Genomic DNA, 19,346 nt, shown 5'->3' with positions numbered 1-19,346 from the left:
GTCGGGATTCAAACGTGGGGATTTTTATTGGGAAAAACAGTTTCAGGCGGCTCGGGTCAAGCTCAGATCGAGATCAGTTTCACGCCGGCATAGGCCAGCAGCACCGAAAGCAGTGAGCGGATCACGCGGTCCGGCGTCTTGTGCACCAGGTGCGAGCCCAGCCAGATGCCGGGCAGGGAGCCGGCCAGCAGCTTGATCAGCAACGACCAGTCGACCGACCCGATGGAGGCATGGCCCAGGCCCGCCACCAGCGTCAGCGGCACGGCGTGGGCGATGTCGGCCGCCACGATGCGCGGCAGGGGCAGGGTGGGGTAGAGCAGCATCAGCACGATCACGCCGATGGCGCCCGCACCGACAGAGGTCAGCGTGACCAGCGTGCCGATGACCGCGCCGAACAGCAGCGGCAGCGCCCAGTGGCGCGCGCGCGTGGCCTCGACGATTTGTTCAGGGGCGATGCTGGTGGGGGCGGTCTTGCCGCGCAAAACCTTGTAGAAGGTGGCGCCGGCCGTCAGTAACAGCGCCAGCCCCAGGGTGGTGGTCATGATGGCCTGGGTGCCCGGATTCGCGGGGCCCAGGCGCTGCAACATATAAAGCGTGGCCAGCGAGGCCGGGATGCTGCCCGCGGCGGTCTGGCCGACGATTTTCCAGTCGACCACCCTGGCGCGCGCCAGGCTCACCGTGCCGCCCATCTTGGTGAAGGCGGCGAACAGCAGGTCGGTGCCTATGGCCAGGTGCGGTTTAATGCCGAAAATGAAGATCAGCAGCGGCGTCATCAACGAGCCGCCGCCCACCCCGGTCAGGCCCACCACCAAACCTACGGCAAAGCCGGCAAATACGAAGGCAAATTCATGCATGCCGGAAAATGTAAGTGTGCCGCTTATAAAAACAAACTACACATTTGTTCTGCCGTTATCTGGATAAGCTTATTCGCGAATATTCATGCGGGTTTCCTCGGGATTTGAGGCGTAAACGGCTTAAAGCAAATCCACAATCGCACATCCGGCACCCCGGTATTCACAATGCACTGGTACAGTCCCTGCTTTTCCCGCTGGCCGCTAAGAGCCCGTTTACGGTCTAAAAGGAGCCGCGTTGGGGTGCAATCGGGATGAGTGGGCCGACCGGGAACGCCGCATGGGCTCATGCCCATGCAAGGGCCTGGGTGGCTCAATCGCCCGATTTCACCCCAACCCGGAGGGCAAGCGCCTTCTCGGGCGGTCTGCAGCGTTGCGGCGCTAACCCATAGCTGTGCTATGGGCAGCGCACCGCGCCTTGCATCCCATCCCGAGAAGGGGCTTGCGCGGCCCCTTTTAGACCGTAAACGGGCTCTGGCGCCGGCTCGACGGATGGCATCGCTCACTTTTTGGAGAAAACCGTGAAATTTGCGAAATCTGCCCTGCTGGGCGGTTTGTTCCTGGCTTTTACGGCCGCCCTGGCGCTGGCGCAGGGTGGCTCGAAAGCGCCCATCAAAATTGGCGAGATCAACAGCTATTCGACCATCCCCCAGTTCACCCAGCCTTACCGCCAGGGCTGGCAGCTTGCCGTGGAAGAGATCAACGTCACCGGCGGCCTGCTGGGCCGCAAGGTAGAGGTGATTGCCCGCGACGACGCAGGCAAGCCCGAAGAGGCCCTGCGCCACGCGATTGAGCTGACCTCCAAGGAAAAGGTCGACGTGCTGGCCGGCGGCTTTTTGTCCAACGTCGGGCTGGCGCTGGCCGACCATGCCCAGAAGAACAAAAGGGTCTTCATCGCCAGCGAGCCGCTGACCGATGCCCTGATCTGGGACAAAGGCAACCGCTACACCTTCCGCCTGCGCCCCGGTACTTATATGCAGGCGGCCATGTTGGTCGAAGAGGCCGCCAAGCTGCCGGCCAAACGCTGGGCCGTGATCGCGCCCAACTACGAATACGGCACCAGCGCCGTCGCGGCCTTCAAGGAACTGCTCAAGGCCAGGCGCCCCGACGTGGAATTCGTCGGCGAGCAGTGGCCCGCGCTCGGCAAGCTGGACGCCGGCACCACGCTGCAGGCCGTCATGCAGACAAAGCCCGATGCCATCTTCAACGTGACTTTCGGCGCCGACCTGGCCAAGCTGGTGCGCGAAGGCAACCAGCGCGGCATCTTCCCGAAAACCCCAGTGGTGTCGCTGCTGTCGGGCGAGCCCGAGTATCTGGACGTGCTCAAGGACGAGACGCCCAAGGGCTGGATCGTGACCGGCTACCCCTGGGACCAGATCGACTCGCGCGAGCACGCCAGCTTCGCCGCCAACTACTACCGCCGCTTCAAGGAATACCCCAAGGTCGGCTCGGTGGTGGGCTACGCCACGATGCAAGCGATTTTTGCCGCCATCAAGAAAGCCAACTCCACCGACAACGAGAAGCTGGTGACGGCGCTGCGCGGCCTGAAGTTCTCCACCCCCTTCGGCCCGGCCGAATTCCGCGCCATCGACCACCAGTCCACCATGGGCGCCTACGTGGGCAAACTGGACCTGCGCGGCAACAAGGGCACCATGGTGCAGTGGCGTTACGCCGACGGCAAGGCCTATTTGCCCAATGACGACTATGTCAAGGCCCGCCGTCCGGCCGAAGCCATGAAGTGACCTTTTGGCAACGCGTACGCCAATTTCAGGGGAATCATGAAAAGGGGCGTGCCGAATCCCCGCATAATCAAGCCCAATGACGAATACGGGTGGTGAGGCTGTCAAGCGGATTTTTGTAAAAGTGTTTGGGTTTGATGACGTCGAGCGTCACGCCCTGAACACGGTGTTTCGCCTTTCCGAAACCAGGCCCACGGCTTACGCTTTGTGGACCGCCGCGGCGCCTGAAGACGCTGGCATGGCCCTGATAGACGGCGACAGCTGGGAAGCCACGCTGGAGCTGGCCAACCCCGCCCACGACGAGCTCAAACTGATCTGGATAGGCGACAACGCGCCGGCCCGAGCCAGCCTGGTGGTCAAGCGCCCGCTGCAATGGGCGGCCGTGATCGAAGGCCTGGACATATTGCTCGCGGCCGATTCGTCGCAAACCCCCGGGGCCGACCTCGACCTGGACCTGCTGTCCGAATCCACCGCGCTGCTGGACCTGGACCTCGACTTTGACTCCGAAGCCCCCACCGCACCTTCGCCGCTGGAAGGGCCCCCGACCGAGCCGCCTGAGCAGGCCCAGGTGCTGGTGGTCGACGCCGACCGCGATGCACGCCTTTACCTGCGCGCCCGGCTGGCCATGGCTGGGATGCTGCTCGTCGACGAGGCCGCCACCGGCACCGAAGCGCTCAAGCTCATGGATACGCGGCTTTACAAACTCGTCATCCTCGACATGGACCTGCCCGACATGGAACGCTGGGAGATGGTCAAGCGCGTGGCAGCCACGCGGCCGCCCGTGGAGTTCCTGATCCTGACCGGCAACAGCCTGTCGCCGCTCGATGCGGTACGCGGCTGGTTTGCCGGCGCGCGCGGCAGCCTCAGCAAACCCCTGCATCCCGGCAAACTCAAATACCTGCTGCGCAGCGCGCGCTAGGCATTAACCGGCTGGCACGCGCTGCGGCGCCAGCGCATCGGCCAGCCGCTGCTCCAGCGGCAAAGGCTCCGCATGCAGCTTCGCGGCCAGCACTTCACCGCACAGCGCGGCAAACGTCAGCCCGCGCGATCCCATGCCGCTGCAGACCCACAAGCCCGGCGCCAGTGGCCCCAGCGCGGGCAGGCGGCTGGGCGTGGCACAGCGCACACCGGCCCAGCTCTTGACCTGGCCCGCCCCAAACTGCGGGGCCAGCGCGTGGGCCGCTTGCGGCAGCAGGGCCTGTAGCCGGCTGAAGTTGTGCTGGTCGTCCTCCGGCCGCGTCTCGGGCCTGGTGTTGTCGCGTTCAAAACTGGAGCCCATGACCCAGGCCAGACCGCCGGCTTCGCCAGGCAAAGGCACGGCGGGCGCCAGGCTGCCGTGGCCGTTCACCGGAAAGGCGGGTAGGGCAGCGGCCATACCGGGCTCGTGACGGCCCCAGCTGACCTGGCCGCGTATGGCTTGCAGCGCGAGCTCGCCGGCCCCCCCATCGGCGTCAGCGGCCAGCGCCCGGCTGGCATAACCGGCCGCCAGCACGACCAGTTCGGCGCGGGCCAGTTCTCGTCCCTGCGCATCCAGAACTTGCCATTGGCCTGCGGCGTGGCTCAGGCGGGTCACCCGCGAGCGGCCCTGCGATTGCACGCCTGGGACGGCCAGCCAGGCGTCGACCAGGGCGGCCGGCCGCACCCAGCCGGCCCGCGCATGCCACAGCGCGGGTGCGTCTGCCGGCAGGCCGCACTGCGCCAGCTGCGCCGCGTCGGCCGGCCGTGACCAATCGCCGGCGGCATCGGCCCACTCCGCTTGCCAGGCCTCGGGCCGCTTGCGCGGGTGCTCCACTTCGTGCTCGAGCACGCCGGTGCGGCCCCAGTCGCCGGCTGGGAGCACGGCTTCCGCTTGCTGCAGTGTGGCGCGTATGCCGTGGCGCGACAGGCGTGAGAGCGGGTTGTCGTCGGGCGAGACATGCGGCGCCAGCAGCCCGGCGGGCAGGCCGGATGCACCGGCGGCCGGTTCTTCGGCCGCATCCAGCACCAGCACCTGCCAGCCCCGGCGCGCCAGGCTGGCCGCCACTGCCGCGCCGGCCAGGCCCGCGCCTATCACCACGCAGCTTGAGGGCGCGCGCCGCTGGGGAGAGGGCTGCGCTTTTTTAGGTTCCCAGGCCGGGTTGAACTCGCCCTGCAAGTTGTCACGCTTGGGCGGTATGCCGGGCACCTTTCGGACCACAAAACCGCATTGCGCCAGCGCGTCGCGCACGCTGCGCGCAATCGTCCAGGTGGCGATGCGCGTGCCGCGCCGGCAGCAACGCGCCACGGCCTTGAAGGTGTGCAGGTCCCAGATGTCGGGATTGCGCTGCGGGCTGAAGCCGTCCAGGTAGACCGAATCAGCCTCGAAGGATTGCTCGCGCAGCATGGCCTTGGCGTCACCTATGCACAGCGTCAGCAAGACCCGGCCGCCTTCAAACACCAGGCGATGAAAACCCGGCAGCAGGCCCCAGAGCTGGGCCCGCAGCTGTTCGGCGAAGGGAATCAGCTCAGGATGCGTCTGCGCGCTGCGCAGCACGTCGGCGGCGCTGGCCGGGAAGGCCTCGGTCGAGACGAAATGCAGCAGCAGCGGGCGATTTGGGTCGGCCTTCCAGGCGGCCCAGGTGACTAGGAAGTTCAGGCCCAGGCCGAAGCCGGTTTCCAGCACCGTCCATTGCGGCTGGCCGTCCCAGGCTTCAGGCAGGCCGCAGCCTTTGAGGAAGACCTCGCGGGCCTGGTCCAGCCCGCCCAGTTCGCTGCGGTAGCGGTCGCCGAAGCGCGGGCTGAAGGGGCTGCCGCCAGCCGTGCCGTCGTCCAGCCACTCAATGCGCTCAGGCATGCCGCCAGATCAGGCGGTGGGTGTGGGGGGAACGTAACCCTGGACGGCATCGGCGCCGTCGCCAAAGAAGTGTTTCTCCATCTGGCGCGCCAGGTACTGGCGGGCCCGGGCGTCGGCCAGGTTCAGGCGGTTTTCATTGACCAGCATGGTTTGCTGCTTCATCCATTCCGCCCAGGCTTCCTTGCTGACCTCTTCCCAGAGGCGTTTGCCCAGCGGGCCGGGGTAGGGCGGAAAGTCCAGGCCTTCGGCTTCTTTACCGAGCTTGATGCATTTGACGAGGCGTGCCATGGCGAGAGTTCTTTCGTGTATCGGGGGGATTTAAGAGGAGTCTAAGGATGTTTACAGAATAAAGAACTGAGTTTTTATTCGTTCCGGTTTTCAAGTGCTGCTTCCAGAATCCATTTTGTTCGCATTTACCTGCATTTTTCTGGAAAAGAGAGCAACCATGACTTCACGCCGCAACTTTATCAATGTTTCCACCCGAACCGCCGCCGCCTTGGGTTTGGGTTTGACGCTGGCAGGGTCACTGCTGACGGCCCAGGCCCAGCAGCCGCCCAAGCCGCCCGTCACGCTGCTCAATGTCTCTTACGACCCGACCCGCGAGCTTTACGTCGAATACAACGCCGCTTTCAGCAAATACTGGAAGGCCAAGACCGGCCAGGACGTGACCATCAAGCAGTCGCACGGAGGCTCCGGCAAGCAGGCGCGCTCCATCATTGACGGCCTGGACGCCGACGTCGCCACGCTGGCCCTGGCCGGCGACACCGATGCGCTGGTCAAAAACGGCGGCTGGCTGTCGGCCGACTGGCAAAAGAAGCTGCCGCACAATTCCTCGCCCTACACCTCCACCATCGTGCTGGCCGTGCGCCAGGGCAATCCCAAGGGCATCAAGGACTGGGACGACCTGGTCAAGCCCGGCATCAACGTGATCACGCCCAACCCCAAGACCTCGGGCGGCGCCCGCTGGAACTACCTGGCCGCCTGGGAATTCGCCAAACGCAAATACGGCAGCGACGCCAAGGCCAAGGAATTTGTCGCCAAGCTCTATAGCAACGTCTCGGTACTCGACACCGGCGCCCGCGGCTCCACCATCACCTTCGCCCAGCGCGCCCAGGGCGACGTGCTGATCGCCTGGGAGAACGAGGCGTATTTGCTGGAGAAAGAGTTCGGCGCCAAGTTCGACGTGGTCGCACCCTCGCTGAGCATCCTGGCCGAGCCCGCCGTCGCCGTGGTCGACAAGAACGTGGACAAAAAAGGCACGCGCGCCGTCGCCGAGGAATACCTGAAGTACCTGTATTCCGAGGAAGGCCAGGACATCGCCGGCAAGAACTTCTACCGCCCGGCCGTCTCGCAAAAAGCCATTGCCAAGTACGCCAAACAGTTCCCCAAGCTCAACCTGTTCACCATAGACCAAGCCTTCGGCGGCTGGACCAAGGCGGATAAAGAGCATTTCGCCGACGGCGGCTCCTTCGACCAGATTTACACCAAGAAATAAGCTCCCCCCGAAGCGGCCTCTGGCCGCCTCCCCCCAGGGGGCGCCCGCTGCGGCCCGGCTAAGCCGGTTCCGCGCCGGCACTGGTAGGGAAGATCTCGCACATGTCGCTTGGCCACTAAGGCAGATCAGGAAGAAAACTCAACAATGTCCGCACAACAATCCATTCTGCTGATTGCCGGCAGCCCATCCGAGCAATCGCGCTCGTCAGCGCTGCTTGATTCAGTCAGCCACCGGCTGGCCCTGCGCGGCGGCCTCGTGGTCGAGCGCCTCAATATCCGCGAACTGCCGGCGCAGGCGCTGCTGCTGGCCGAATGGGGCCACCCGGCCATAGTCAAGGCGATTGAGCAGATCGCCAGGGCGCGCGCCGTCGTCGTGGCCACGCCGGTCTACAAGGCGGCTTACAGCGGCCTGCTCAAGGTGCTGCTGGATTTGCTGCCGCAGACCGCGCTGAAAGAAAAAACCGTGCTGCCGCTGGCCACCGGCGGTAGCCCACACCACATGCTGGCGCTCGATTACGCCTTGCGCCCTGTGCTGCAGGCACTGGCGGCCCGCCACATCCTGCCCGGCGTTTACGCCACCGATTCGCAGGTGCCGCAGTCGGCCGACAAGCGCTACGAGGTCGGCCCCGAGATCGCCGTGCGGCTGGACGACGCGGTGCTGACCCTGCTGGCCGAAAGCTTTCGCCAGCCGGCGACGGCTGGTTTTGAGCCGGTGCACTTTTCCCGGGTGCGATGTAGCGTCTGACGCCTCACCGGAGGGCGCAGGCTGAGGTTGGCCTGCACCTCCGAATTCCCAAGACGCAGATTTTTTAAACCGCCTCGCGGGCGGCCGGGGAGAGGCTTTGCCCTGCCGTCGTCGCGTACCCGGAAAAAGACACCCTTGAAATGGACATGAACATGAGCATTACTTCCGACTACGTATCGAACATTGAGCCCAGTGTTTCACCCGGCATTCCGGATCAACGAACGCCCAAGGTACGCACCTGGCTCGACTTCGGCCTGACCCTGCTGCTGGCCGCACTGCTCGCAGGCGTCATCACCTTGCTGAGCCTGCCCGTGGCCCATGCGCAAGAGAAAGTCGAACTACGCATCGGCTACCAGAAGGCCGCCAGCCTGTTTGTGCTGCAAAAAGCCCAGGGCACGCTTGAAAAACGTTTGCTGCCGCTGAACGCCAGCGTCAAGTGGGTGGAGTTCCCGGCCGGCCCGCAACTGCTCGAGGGCCTGAATCTGGGCTCGGTCGACGTCGGCTATGTGGGGGAAGCGCCGCCCATCTTCGCCCAGGCCGCCGGCGCCAAGTTCGCCTACATAGGCTACGACCCGGCCGCGCCTGAGGCCGAAGCCATCGTCGTACCCAAGGACTCGGCCATCAAATCGGTGGCCGAACTCAAGGGCAAAAAAGTCGCCCTCAACAAGGGCAGCAATGTGCATTACCTGCTGGTCAAGCTGCTTGAGAAAAACCAGCTCAAGCTCAGCGACGTCCAGCCCGTCTACCTGCCACCCGCCGATGCGCGCGCCGCCTTTGAAAGCAAAAGCGTGGACGCCTGGGTGATCTGGGACCCCTTCACTGCCGCCGCTGAAAAAGCCATAGGCGCGCGTGTGCTGGCCGATGGCAAAGGCGTGGTCAACAACTACCAGTACTACCTGGCCGAACGCAACTTCGTCGCCAAAAACCCCAAGGTCATCCAGGCCCTGTTTGACGACTCGGTGGAGCGCGGCGCCTGGCTCAAGGCCAACCTCAAAAAGGCGGCCGAGCTGATCGCGCCGCTGCAGGGCCTGCCGGTCGACGTGGTCGAACTCAGCCTCAAGCGCTATGAGTTCAAGGTCCAACCCGTGCCCGCCAGCGTGATCGCCGACCAGCAAAAACTCGCCGACACCTTCTTCGAACTCAAGCTGATCCCCAAGGCCATCGCCGTCAGCGACGCCGCCTACAAACCGGCTCCCTGAAACCAGGACACCGCAGCATGAACACCTCCACACCACTCCAACTGCGCCGCCGCTTTCTGCAGATCGTCGCCACCACCGCCTCGCTGTGGGGCCTGGGCTTTCCGCGCGCCAACGCGCAGTCCGCCGCCAAGGCCGAAAAAGCCCCCGAGCAACTGCGCATCGGCTACCAGAAGTCCGCCGTCAACCTGGTCATCCTCAAGCAGAAAAGCGTGCTCGAAAAACGCTTTCCCAACACCAGGATCACCTGGGCCGAATTTCCGGCCGGGCCGCAGCTGCTCGAAGCGCTGTCGGTCGGCAGCCTGGAGTTCGGCCTGACCGGCGATTCCCCGCCCGTGTTCGCGCAGGCCGCCGGCAAGGACCTGGTCTATGTCGGCGTCGAGCCGCCCAAGCCCGACAGCTCGGCCATCCTGGTGCTGGGCGATTCACCCATCCGCAGCCTGGCCGGCCTCAAGGGCAAAAAAATCGCGCTGCAAAAAGGCTCCAGCGCCCACTACCTGCTGGTGCGTGCGGTCGACAAGGCCGGCCTCAAGTGGGACGACATCCAGCCCATCTACCTGGCGCCCGCCGACGCGCGCGCCGCGTTCGAGCGCAGAAGCGTGGACGCCTGGGCCATCTGGGACCCGTTCTACGCCGCGATCGAACTCGCCATCAAGCCGCGCGTGCTGGCCACCGGGCGCGAGCTGTCGAGCAACAACTCCTTCTACCTGGCCTCGCGCCCCTTTGCCACGCAGCATGTGCAGACGCTGTCCGCCTTGTTTGAAGAGCTGAGCCGCGCCGACGCGCTGGTGCAAAGCGACCGAAAAGAGGCCATCAAGCTGGTGTCGGAGTTCAGCGGGCTGGACGCCGGCGTGGTGAGCCTGTTCATCCAGCGCCGCCCGGTGTCGCCCGTGGGGCCGCTCAACGCGATCGCCATCGCCGACCAGCAGCGCGTGGCCGATGCCTTTCTGCGCCTGGGCCTGATCCCGCGGCCTGTGAAAGTGGCCGACATCGTGTGGCGGCCTGAAGCCACGCAGGTCGCGCGCAAATAAGCCCCCCACAAGACGCAGCACACAAGGAGTTTTTCATGCAGGTTTTCTGGTTCATTCCCACCCATGGCGACAGCCGCTACCTGGGCACCGGCGAAGGCGCGCGCGAGGTCAGCCACGACTACCTCAAGCAGGTCGCCACGGCCGCCGACACCCTGGGCTACGAAGGTGTGCTGATTCCCACCGGCCGCTCCTGCGAAGACCCCTGGGTGGTGGCCTCCAGCCTGTTGCCCGTCACCAAAAACCTCAAGTTCCTGGTGGCCGTGCGGCCCGGCCTGCACCAGCCCAGCCTGGCCGCGCGCATGGCCGCCACTTTTGACCGGCTCTCGGGCGGGCGCCTGCTGATCAACCTCGTCACCGGCGGCGACCAGGCCGAACTCGAAGGCGACGGCGTCTACCTGGACCACGCCCAGCGCTACGAACAGTCGGCCGAATTCATCCGTATCTGGCGCGAGATCCTCGCGCGCAGCCATGCCGGCGAAAGTTATGACTTCCAGGGCGAACACCTGAGCGTCAAAGGCGCCAAGCTGCTGTACCCGCCGCTGCAAAAACCGCATCCTCCGGTGTACTTCGGCGGATCCTCCGCTCCAGCCCATGAGTTGGCCGCCGAGCAGGTGGATACCTACCTGACCTGGGGCGAGCCGCCCGCCGAAGTCTCCAAAAAAGTCGCCGACGTGAAGGCGAGGGCGGCCAGGCACGGCCGCACGGTCAAGTTCGGCATACGCCTGCACGTCATCGTGCGCGAGACCGACGATGAAGCCTGGCGCGCCGCCGAAAGCCTGATCAGCAAGCTCGACGACGACACCGTGGGCCGTGCGCAGGCAGCCTTCTCTCGCATGGATTCCGAAGGCCAGCGCCGCATGGCCGCGCTGCATGCGGGCGGTGGCAAACGAACCAGGGCAGAGCTCGAGATAAGCCCCAACCTCTGGGCCGGCGTGGGCCTGGTGCGCGGCGGCGCCGGCACCGCGCTCGTCGGCGACCCCAAAACCGTGGCCGCGCGCATCGAGGAATACGCGGCGCTGGGCCTGGACACCTTTGTGTTCTCGGGCTACCCGCACCTCGAAGAAGCCTACCGCTTCGCCGAGCTGGTCTTCCCGCTGCTGCCGCGCAAGCTGCGCCAGAAGCTGCCGGGCCGCGTGCTCAACGGCCCCTTCGGCGAAGTCGTGGCCAACGATTACCTGCCGCGCGTCTCGCAAAGCTGAAACCGGAGCCTCGCCATGACAGATTCCCTTCGTGAACTTCAGGTGACCCCGGTGCCCGACACCGTGGACGCCCCCGGCCTGGGCTTTTTGCCGCTGGGTTCGGGTTTTGTATTGCCGCGCTTTCAATGGGCCGCCGTGTTGCGCGACCTCGGCCAGCGCCTGCTGCCCTGGGTGGTGCCGGTCGGGCTGGTGGCCTTGTGGCAGATTGCTTCCTCGCTGGGCTGGTTGTCGACGCGCGTGCTGCCGGCACCATCCGAGGTCCTCAAGGCCGCCTGGACGCTGTCGGCCTCCGGCGAGTTGTGGACGCATGTGAAGGTCAGCGCGGGCCGGGCGCTCGCGGGCCTGGCCATAGGCGGCGGGCTGGGCCTGGCCTTCGGCCTGCTGACCGGCTCCGTGAAGTTTTTTGAAACTTTGCTCGATTCGACCATCCAGATGGTGCGCAACATCCCCGCGCTGGCGCTGATCCCGCTGGTGATCCTGTGGTTCGGCATCGACGAGACCGCCAAGCTCTTCCTGATCGCGGTCTCGGTGTTCTTCCCGATCTATATCAACACCTTCCACGGCATACGCAATGTGGACCCCGGGCTGATCGAGATGGGCCGAACTTACGGCCTGTCGCGCTGGCAGCTGTACCGCGAGGTCATCCTGCCGGGCGCACTCTCGTCCATCCTCGTGGGCCTGCGCTTTTCGCTGGGCCTGATGTGGGTGATTTTGATCGTGGCCGAAACCATCTCGGCGCAGGCCGGCATCGGCTACCTGACCATGAACGCCCGCGAATTCCTGCAGACCGACATCGTGCTGGTCGGCATCCTGCTCTATGCCTTGCTGGGCAAGCTGGCCGACGTCTTCGCCCGCGGGCTGGAGCGCTACTGGCTGCGCTGGCACCCCGGTTACCAATCGGTTGCAGCCTGAACCGGCTGAGGAAACACCATGCTGCATCCCCAAGTCTCTTTTGAATCTTCCCAGGCCTACCTCTCGGCGGAATCCGGGCGCGCCATCACAGCGCCTGACACGCTGCCGCCGCAAGCATCGCTTTCATCGCAAGACCGCGGCGTGCGCCTTGAAATACGCGGCCTGTCCAAACGCTATGGCAAACGCCAGGTGCTGCAGCACACCGAACTCGTGATCGAACCCGGCGAGTTCGTCGCCATCGTGGGCCGCAGCGGCTGCGGCAAGTCGACCTTGCTGCGCCTGGTGGCCGGGCTGGAGGCCGCCACGCAAGGCAGCATCCGCCTGGACGGCCAGGACGTGACCGGCCTGCGCGAAGACACCCGCATCATGTTCCAGGATTCGCGCCTGCTGCCCTGGCGCCGCGTGATCGACAACGTGGCGCTGGGTTTGCCGGCCGACGGCCATGCGGCCGCGGCCGACGTGCTGGCCCAGGTGGGCCTGGGCGACCGCCAGCCCGACTGGCCGGCGCGCCTCTCGGGCGGGCAGCGCCAGCGTGTGTCGCTGGCCCGGGCCCTGGTGCACAACCCGCGCCTGCTGCTGCTCGATGAACCGCTGGGCGCGCTGGACGCGCTGACCCGCATCGAAATGCACCAGCTCATCGAAGGCCTGTGGCAGCGCAACGGCTTCACCGCTTTGCTGGTCACGCACGACGTGCAGGAAGCCGTGGCGCTGGCCGACCGCGTGATCCTGATCGAGGACGGCCGCATCGCGCTGGACGAGCGCGTGCGCATCGCCAGGCCGCGCGAGCGCAGCAACCCGCTGTTCGGCCAGATCGAGAAAAAGATCCTGGACCGCGTGCTGCAACAGCCCGGCGAGGCGATTTCACCGAGCGAGCCGCTGTGGCCCAGCACGCCGGTGCACGGCGTGCGCTGGGCCGTCTGAGTTTTTACCCATTCAACGATTTTTCAACCCAGTTCCAGGAGAACCTTTATGTCCATCCAAGCCATCAACGTCCGCAACCAGTTCCGCGGCAAGGTCAAGGAAATCATCCGCGGCGACGTCGTGTCCGAAATCGATGTTGAAACGCCCTGGGGCATCGTGACCTCGGTGATCACCACGCGCTCGGTCGACCAGCTGGAGCTGGCTGTGGGTAGCGAAGTCGTGGCGCTCGTCAAGTCGACCGAGGTGTCCATCGCCAAGCTGTAGGCAAGCCGCGCAGGCATGCGGGAGGCAAGGCCTCCCTGCCTGGCGGTGCTGACTGGGGATGTCTGATGCTCAAGCCGCGAGCGTCGGATAGTCCGTGTAGCCCTTCGCACCGGGCGTGTAGAACGTGTCCGGGGCAGGCGCGTTCAAGGGCGCGTCCTGGCGCCAGCGCTCGACCAGGTCGGGGTTGGCGATGAAGGGCCTGCCTATGGCGATCAGGTCCGCACGGCCGTCGCTCAGTGCCTGTTGTGCGCTGGCTTTGTCCTGTCCGCCGGCAAGGATAAAGGGGCCGTCGAACGCAGTTCTCAAGTCGGCCTTCAGCTTTGCCGGGACAGGCGGGGCGCCCATGGCTGAATGGTCCAGGACATGAACGTACATGAGGCCGAGTCCGGAGAGTTGCTTCACCAGCGCGAGGTACTGTTCGTCCACGCCTTCGAATGTACCGGTGCTATTGACCACGCCGTGAGGCGACAAGCGGATGCCGATCCGCTCGGCGCCGATTTCCTTCACGACAGAACGGGCGACCTCCAGTACCAGCCGGTTGCGCGCTTCGGCCGTGCCGCCGTAGCCATCGGTGCGGCGATTGACGTTGGCGTTCAGGAATTGCTCAAGCAGGTAACCGTTGGCCGCGTGCAACTCAATGCCGTCAAAGCCGGCCTGGATGGCAAGGCGCGCGGCCCTTGTGTACTCGCCGATCACGGCCTGGATGTCGGCCTCGGTCATGGCGCGCGGCGGCGAGTGCGGCTGGCTGCCTTGCGTATCGGTCCACATCTCGCCGGGGCAGGTCTCGGGTGAAGGTCCGACCACTTCGGCGCCGGCCGGCAGATTGGCCTGGTGGGTTACGCGGCCGGTATGCATCAGCTGCACGACGATCTTGCCGCCCTTGGCATGGACGGCGTCGGTCACCAGCTTCCAGCCTTGCACTTGCGCGTCATTGAACAGCCCCGGGATTCGTGCGTAGCCCAAGCCGTTGGGTGAGGGTGAAGTTCCTTCCGTGATGATGAGGCCGGCGCTTGCACGCTGGGCGTAGTAGGTGGCCATCAGGCTGTTGGGCGTGTTGTTGTCGACCGCGCGGCTGCGCGTCAGCGGTGACATCACGGCACGGTTTTTGAGCGGGATCGCGCGCAGGGGAAATGCATCGAAAAGCATGGGCTGTCCTTGGGGAAATCGAGAAGGGGATAGAAATGGAAGAGCAGCAACGGTCAGCTGGCTGGAGTCAACCGATCTTGTAACGAGGGGCCGGCGCTCCGGCTTGGGTGCCCGCGAACAGTTCGGCGCGGGCCGCATCGTATTTCTCCCACAGCGTTGCATCGGCGACTGAGGGCCACGTGATCGTTTCGCCCTGGTCCAAGCCCGCGAGCGCCGCATCGACCATGTGCTCGGTCGTCATCAAGGTCTCCTTGTTGAGGGCCGCCAGCGGGACGCCGGACAGATCCCAGATCTCGGTGGCTGTCGATGCCGGCAGGACCAGCTGAACCTTCACCCCGGTGCCGGCCAGCTCGTCCTGCAGACCTCGGCTGTATTGCAATACGAAGGCCTTGGTGCCGCTGTAGATCGCGCTGATTGGCAGTGAGTGGATGGCCAGGGCGGAAGCGATGTTGATGATCAGGCCCTGCTTCCTCGCCACGAAGGCCGGCACTGCAGCTTGCGTCAGGCGCGTCAGCGCGGTGATGTTGAGGGCGATCTGCGACAGCGCGTCGTCCGCGGATCTCTGGGCAATGGGCCCCAGCCGCGCAAGACCGGCATTGTTCACCAGGACGCGCACATCGGCACGGGTGGACAGGATCGTCTCGATCCGCGCCAGATCCTCGTCTTTGGTCAGGTCGGCCACGATAGGTTCGGCCTTGATACCGTGCGCTTTTGAGACCTGTGCGCAGAGCGCTTCCAGGCGGTCAGCGCGCCGGGCGACGAGAATAAGATCGTATCCACGCGCGGCGAGGCGGTCCGCATAGACGGCTCCGATGCCGGAGGAAGCCCCTGTGACAAGAGCGACTTTCTTGGAGTTGGGATTTGTCATTGATGGTTTTCCAATAAAATTGAGTACTCAACTAAAAGGTTGAGGGCTCAAATGTATGATTGATTGCATGAAATCCATCAATGGTCTAGTACTCAACCATTTTTCTAGTATGGGAATTACCACAAGCGTCGTTGATACGAAAAGTAGCCCGGATAGCTCCGCCGCAGATGAGCTGGACATCCTGGGTGGACGGGCCTGCACGGTCACGCCACTGCGGCTCGCGACTCGCAGGCTTGAGCAGCTGTATGACGAAGCGCTGGCGCCGTTGGGCCTCAAAGCCACGCAACTCGCGCTCATCGCCGGAATACACAGGCTCACGGGCGCCGATCAACAAGGACCGACGCTACAGGAGCTGGCAGCCCTGCTCGCCATTCAACTTTCCGCGCTGACCCATGCGCTAAGGCCTCTGGTGCGCGACGGAATTGTGGAGTTGCGCCAGGACGCCCAGGACCGCCGGACCAAACACAGCGTTCTCACTTCGCTTGGCAAGGCAAGGCTGTCAGAAGGCATAGTGCATTGGGCAGCAGTCAACGACCAGGTGGAGCTCGTTTTGGGGTCTGCCTCGGCTGCGAACTTGAGGGCTCTGGCCGATCAGGTGGCTTCCGACGCGTTTCTGCTTGCCTATAAGCAGCTATAAAAATATAGCGATTGCAAGTTTGCTCGGCCAGGTTGGCGTTGCCGAAAGAGGTGAGAGGGCAGCCGCGCGCAGGCCTTACTGCAGTTCGACGCCCGCCTTTTTCACCAGTTGCGCATACTTCACCAGTTCGCTGCGAAAGTACTGCGCTGCGACTTCCGGGCTGCCGGGGTTGATGGTGTTGCCCTGCTTTAGCATGGCTTCCTTCACCTCGGGCGTGGCATAGGCCGCTGCCACCGCGGCCTGGATGCGCTTGACATCGGCCGCGGGCAGCTTCGCAGGGCCGATCACCGCGAACCAGCCTTCCATGTTGTAGTTGGGTAAGCCCTGTTCCGCAATGGTCGGGATCTCGGGTGCCGCTGCCGAGCGACTGCTTCCGCCGACACCGATGGCGCGCAGGGCGCCGCTTTTCAGGTGCGCCTGCACGGCGGGGAGCGCCAGCACGCCCATGTCCACCTGCCCGCCGATCATGTCGGCCACCATGGGACCCACGCCCTTGTAGGGAATGTGTTTGGCCTTGACCTGGGCTTCGTCGAGAAACATCTGCGCGGCCAGGTGCAGGATGGTGCCGTTGCCGGACGAGGCGTAGTTGTAGGCATCGGGTTTGGCCTTGAGCAGCGCGACCAGTTCCCTCACATTGGCGGCCGGCAGTTTGGCGGGGTTGACCACCAGCACCATGGGCGTGGTGCCGATCACGGTGATCGGGGTGATGTCGTTGATCGGGTCAAACGGCAGCGACTTGTAGACGCTGGGGTAGATCACGTGGTTGTTGGACACCACGCTCAGCGTCATGCCGTCAGGCGCGGATTTGACCAGCGCCGAGGTGCCGACAATGCCGCCCGCGCCGGGCTGGTTTTCAATCACCACCGGATGGCCCAGCGTCTTGCCCAGCGCAACACTCGCCGCGCGGACGATGGTGTCCACGCCCGAGCCCGCGCCCACCGGCAGGATGAAGCGCAGCACTTTGTCGGTGGTCTGGGCCAGCAAGCTTCGCGGCGAAGCCAGGAAGGTACCGCCGACGAAAAGGGCGCCCAGCCCCCAGAGGGCCTGGCGCCGGGTCGCGGATTTATGGCTCAAGGCCGAGGTATCGCGGATCATCTGTTGGGTCATTTTGTCTCCTTCGTTGTCGTAAGTCGCGCAAATCGGCCGGCAGGTTCAACTCACTGCAGCCTGCCGGTGCAGGTCATCCACTTCAGCGGCGCCGTAACCCAGCCCGGCCAGCAACTCGCGCGTGTGCTCTCCCAGCGTAGGCGGGTGCAGGCGAACCCCCAGCCGCTGGCCCTGCAGGGTGATGGGGAACAGCGTGGTCTTGACCGTCTGCCCGGCTTTCGGGCCGTCGGGCAGGCGCACATCGGCCAGGCCGCCGGTGGCCAGCAAATGCTCATCATCGAACAGGTCTTCGGGCCTGCGGATGGGCGCAAACGGCAGGCCGGCTTCTTCCATCACGGCCGACAGCTCGGCCGCGCTGCGTGTGGCCAGCCGTGCGGTGAGGTCTTTCAACAGGGCCGGGCGCAGCACCACGCGCTGGTTGTTGGTGGCCAGCGCGGCATCGGCTTTCAGGTCGTCGAAGCCCAGCACGGTGCAAAAGGTCTGCCACTGCGCATCGCTGACGGCGGCCAGGAAGATCTGCTCGCCGTCCCGGACCGTGAAGACGTCGTACACCGCCCAGGGGTTTTCGCGCGCCGGCATGGGGGCGGGGTGTTTACCCGTCATGGCGTACTGCAGCATGTGCTGGCCCATCAGGAAGACATTGTTTTCATACAGCGCGGACTGCACTTCCATGCCCTTGCCGCTGATGCCGCGCTGGATCAGCGCGCCCAGCGCGCCAATCGCGCCAAACAGGCCGCCCATGATGTCGTTGACGCTGGTTCCGGCGCGCAGCGGGTCGCCGGGCCGGCCGGTCATGTAGGCGAGGCCGCCCATCATCTGCACGACTTCATCCAGCGCGGTGCGGTGGTCATACGGGCCGGGTAAAAAGCCTTTGTGGCTGACGTAGATGACGCGCGGGTTGACGGCGTTCAACGCGGTGTAGTCCAGGCCGTATTTCGCCATGGTGCCGGGTTTGAAGTTCTCGGCCACCACGTCGGCGCTGGCGCAGAGTTTGCGCGCCACCTCGGCGCCCACCGGGCTGTGCAGGTCAATGCCTATGCTTTTTTTGTTGCGGTTGAACAGCGGGAAAAAGCCGGAGCCGGCGCCCAGCAGGCGGCGCGTGCGGTCGCCGTCAATAGGCTCGACCTTGATGACCTCGGCGCCCATGTCGGCGAGCACCATGCCGCAGGTCGGCCCCATGACCATGTGGGTGAACTCCACGACGCGCAGGCCGGCCAGCGGCTGGGGTGGGGTGGAGGAAGCGGTGTTTTGCATGCGGTGTTCAGGTGAGAAAAACAAGGCGCCGGCCGGATGGGCAAGCGATGAGTTTAGGCCGTGGCGGCGGCCCTTTCAGCCGGCCGCATGGTTTTGGGCAGGCCCGCGCGCCACAGCGTGCCGTGCAGGCTTTCGCCTTCAAGCCAGCCCGCGACCTGGCCGCGCAAGGCCATCAGCTTGTCGAAGTCAATGCCGGTTTTAATGCCCATGCTCGCGAACATATAGGCCAGGTCTTCGCTGGCCACGTTGCCGCTGGCGCCGGGCGCGTGCGGGCAGCCGCCTATGCCGGCCAGGCAGGCGTCGAAGCGCGTGATACCGGCTTGCAGGGCCGCATAGACATTGGCGATGCCCATGCCGCGCGTGTCATGAAAGTGGCCGCAGTTGAGCCGCTCGCCGGCGACAAGGAGGGCCTGCCCGAACAAGGCGCGGACCATTTCCGGGTCGGCGTAGCCCACGGTGTCGGCCAGGCCCACGCAGTCGGCGCCGGCGTCCAGCACCGCTTGCAGCAGCCGCAGCACCTCGGCGGGTTCGACGCGGCCTTGCAGCGTGCAGCCGAAAGCGGTGCTGAAGCCCACTTCGATACGGATGGCGCTGCCCGAGGCATCGCGCAGGTCGCGTATCCGGGCGATCTCCGCAACCACCTCATCGGGCGTCTTGCGCAGGTTGGCCAGGCTGTGGGCGTGGCTGGCCGAGATCGGCAGCAGCATCAGGTGCGCGCCGGATTCGATGGCGCGTTCGGCGCCCTTGAGGTTGGGCACCAGCACCGAGGTCGTGAGGCCGGGCAGCGTTTTCGCAAAAGCCACCAGCTCGGCGGTGTCGGCCAGTTGCGGCAGCAGCCGCGCGGGCACAAAAGAGCCGACCTCGATCTCGCGCTGGCCGGCGTCGTAGGCCTGCTGGATCCACTGCAGTTTGTGGGCGGTGGGCATGACGGCGGCAATGCTTTGCAGGCCGTCGCGCAGGCCGACTTCGCGGATGCTGACGCGCTGGGGCAGGGTGGGTGCGGTATTCACGGGGGCTTGTCTCCGAAGAATTCAGGGGTTCTGCAGGGGTTCTGGCTCGGTGCCTCAGTTTAGAATTTCCCGAAACGTTTGGTTTGGCATTTTTGGAATCAATGGTGTTCCTGTTGGGAATATCTGGCCACCACAAACACCACAAACATCATCAGGAGAC

At 65.0% G+C, this 19,346-nt stretch carries 19 protein-coding genes; 11 read left to right on the top strand and 8 right to left on the bottom strand.

Going from position 1 to position 19,346, the window contains the following annotated elements; translation table 11 throughout:
* Positions 1-62 precede the first annotated feature (62 nt).
* Positions 63-854 carry a sulfite exporter TauE/SafE family protein gene (locus AC1D1F_RS09755; protein WP_477696136.1) on the bottom strand — a complete coding sequence of 264 codons (792 nt, stop codon included), beginning with the start codon at positions 852-854 and terminating at the stop codon, positions 63-65.
* Between the two features lie 518 nt (positions 855-1,372).
* Here AC1D1F_RS09755 and AC1D1F_RS09750 point away from each other — a divergent pair.
* Both AC1D1F_RS09750 and AC1D1F_RS09745 read left to right on the top strand, forming a co-directional pair.
* Entirely contained in the window at positions 1,373-2,593 is a 1,221-nt protein-coding gene (locus AC1D1F_RS09750; protein ID WP_477677662.1) for an ABC transporter substrate-binding protein, read from the top strand.
* 163 nt (positions 2,594-2,756) lie between these two features.
* Positions 2,757-3,509 (top strand): response regulator, encoded by a 753-nt coding sequence (locus tag AC1D1F_RS09745; protein WP_477683952.1) that lies wholly within the window; start codon positions 2,757-2,759, stop codon positions 3,507-3,509.
* Positions 3,510-3,512: 3 nt separating this feature from the next.
* Here the strand turns inward: AC1D1F_RS09745 and mnmC are convergent, their stop codons facing one another.
* A complete protein-coding gene (gene mnmC / locus AC1D1F_RS09740; protein ID WP_477677660.1) occupies positions 3,513-5,402 on the bottom strand; it encodes a bifunctional tRNA (5-methylaminomethyl-2-thiouridine)(34)-methyltransferase MnmC2/FAD-dependent 5-carboxymethylaminomethyl-2-thiouridine(34) oxidoreductase MnmC1 in 1,890 nt (629 codons plus the stop codon).
* Between the two features lie 9 nt (positions 5,403-5,411).
* Positions 5,412-5,690: an oxidative damage protection protein gene (locus AC1D1F_RS09735; protein WP_477677659.1), complete on the bottom strand. Its 279-nt coding sequence runs from the start codon at positions 5,688-5,690 to the stop codon at positions 5,412-5,414.
* A 157-nt stretch (positions 5,691-5,847) separates the two neighbouring features.
* Between AC1D1F_RS09735 and AC1D1F_RS09730 the strand changes: the two genes are divergently transcribed.
* From AC1D1F_RS09730 to AC1D1F_RS09695, 8 genes are all read left to right on the top strand, one after another.
* Positions 5,848-6,897 (top strand): sulfate ABC transporter substrate-binding protein, encoded by a 1,050-nt coding sequence (locus tag AC1D1F_RS09730; protein ID WP_477700713.1) that lies wholly within the window; start codon positions 5,848-5,850, stop codon positions 6,895-6,897.
* A 144-nt stretch (positions 6,898-7,041) separates the two neighbouring features.
* Entirely contained in the window at positions 7,042-7,641 is a 600-nt protein-coding gene (gene ssuE, locus AC1D1F_RS09725; RefSeq protein WP_477677657.1) for an NADPH-dependent FMN reductase, read from the top strand.
* Between the two features lie 152 nt (positions 7,642-7,793).
* Complete coding sequence (locus AC1D1F_RS09720; RefSeq protein ID WP_477697188.1) at positions 7,794-8,840, top strand: sulfonate ABC transporter substrate-binding protein; 1,047 nt, start codon at positions 7,794-7,796, stop codon at positions 8,838-8,840.
* 17 nt (positions 8,841-8,857) lie between these two features.
* Positions 8,858-9,868 (top strand): sulfonate ABC transporter substrate-binding protein, encoded by a 1,011-nt coding sequence (locus AC1D1F_RS09715; RefSeq protein WP_477677655.1) that lies wholly within the window; start codon positions 8,858-8,860, stop codon positions 9,866-9,868.
* 35 nt (positions 9,869-9,903) lie between these two features.
* Positions 9,904-11,067 carry an FMNH2-dependent alkanesulfonate monooxygenase gene (ssuD, locus tag AC1D1F_RS09710; protein ID WP_477651635.1) on the top strand — a complete coding sequence of 388 codons (1,164 nt, stop codon included), beginning with the start codon at positions 9,904-9,906 and terminating at the stop codon, positions 11,065-11,067.
* A 15-nt stretch (positions 11,068-11,082) separates the two neighbouring features.
* Entirely contained in the window at positions 11,083-11,979 is an 897-nt protein-coding gene (gene ssuC, locus AC1D1F_RS09705; RefSeq protein ID WP_477678580.1) for an aliphatic sulfonate ABC transporter permease SsuC, read from the top strand.
* 18 nt (positions 11,980-11,997) lie between these two features.
* Positions 11,998-12,900, top strand: coding sequence for an ATP-binding cassette domain-containing protein (locus tag AC1D1F_RS09700; RefSeq protein ID WP_477697190.1), 903 nt, complete (start codon positions 11,998-12,000; stop codon positions 12,898-12,900).
* Positions 12,901-12,948: 48 nt separating this feature from the next.
* Positions 12,949-13,164, top strand: a complete 216-nt coding sequence (locus AC1D1F_RS09695) for a TOBE domain-containing protein (RefSeq protein ID WP_007869745.1) — start codon at positions 12,949-12,951, stop codon at positions 13,162-13,164.
* Positions 13,165-13,233: 69 nt separating this feature from the next.
* Here AC1D1F_RS09695 and AC1D1F_RS09690 read toward each other — a convergent pair whose 3' ends face one another.
* Positions 13,234-14,310: an alkene reductase gene (locus tag AC1D1F_RS09690; RefSeq protein ID WP_477678582.1), complete on the bottom strand. Its 1,077-nt coding sequence runs from the start codon at positions 14,308-14,310 to the stop codon at positions 13,234-13,236.
* A gap of 67 nt (positions 14,311-14,377) precedes the next feature.
* On the bottom strand, positions 14,378-15,178 hold the full coding sequence (locus AC1D1F_RS09685; RefSeq protein ID WP_477697192.1) for an SDR family NAD(P)-dependent oxidoreductase: 801 nt from the start codon (positions 15,176-15,178) through the stop codon (positions 14,378-14,380).
* A gap of 67 nt (positions 15,179-15,245) precedes the next feature.
* On the opposite strand from AC1D1F_RS09685, the gene AC1D1F_RS09680 reads away from it, so the two are divergent.
* Positions 15,246-15,815, top strand: a complete 570-nt coding sequence (locus AC1D1F_RS09680; RefSeq protein WP_477678583.1) for a MarR family winged helix-turn-helix transcriptional regulator — start codon at positions 15,246-15,248, stop codon at positions 15,813-15,815.
* Between the two features lie 75 nt (positions 15,816-15,890).
* Here AC1D1F_RS09680 and AC1D1F_RS09675 read toward each other — a convergent pair whose 3' ends face one another.
* The 3 genes from AC1D1F_RS09675 to AC1D1F_RS09665 are packed head-to-tail and all read right to left on the bottom strand — an operon-like array spanning position 15,891 to position 19,186.
* Complete coding sequence (locus AC1D1F_RS09675; protein ID WP_477678584.1) at positions 15,891-16,922, bottom strand: tripartite tricarboxylate transporter substrate binding protein; 1,032 nt, start codon at positions 16,920-16,922, stop codon at positions 15,891-15,893.
* 45 nt (positions 16,923-16,967) lie between these two features.
* Entirely contained in the window at positions 16,968-18,176 is a 1,209-nt protein-coding gene (locus AC1D1F_RS09670; protein WP_477678585.1) for a CaiB/BaiF CoA transferase family protein, read from the bottom strand.
* 53 nt (positions 18,177-18,229) lie between these two features.
* Positions 18,230-19,186 (bottom strand): hydroxymethylglutaryl-CoA lyase, encoded by a 957-nt coding sequence (locus AC1D1F_RS09665; RefSeq protein ID WP_477697193.1) that lies wholly within the window; start codon positions 19,184-19,186, stop codon positions 18,230-18,232.
* Positions 19,187-19,346: the final 160 nt, after the last annotated feature.

It is taken from the genome of Polaromonas sp. P1_H6, from assembly GCF_056405195.1.
Note: the sequence above shows the minus strand (reverse complement) of the source record. Positions and strands in the feature narration are given on the sequence as shown.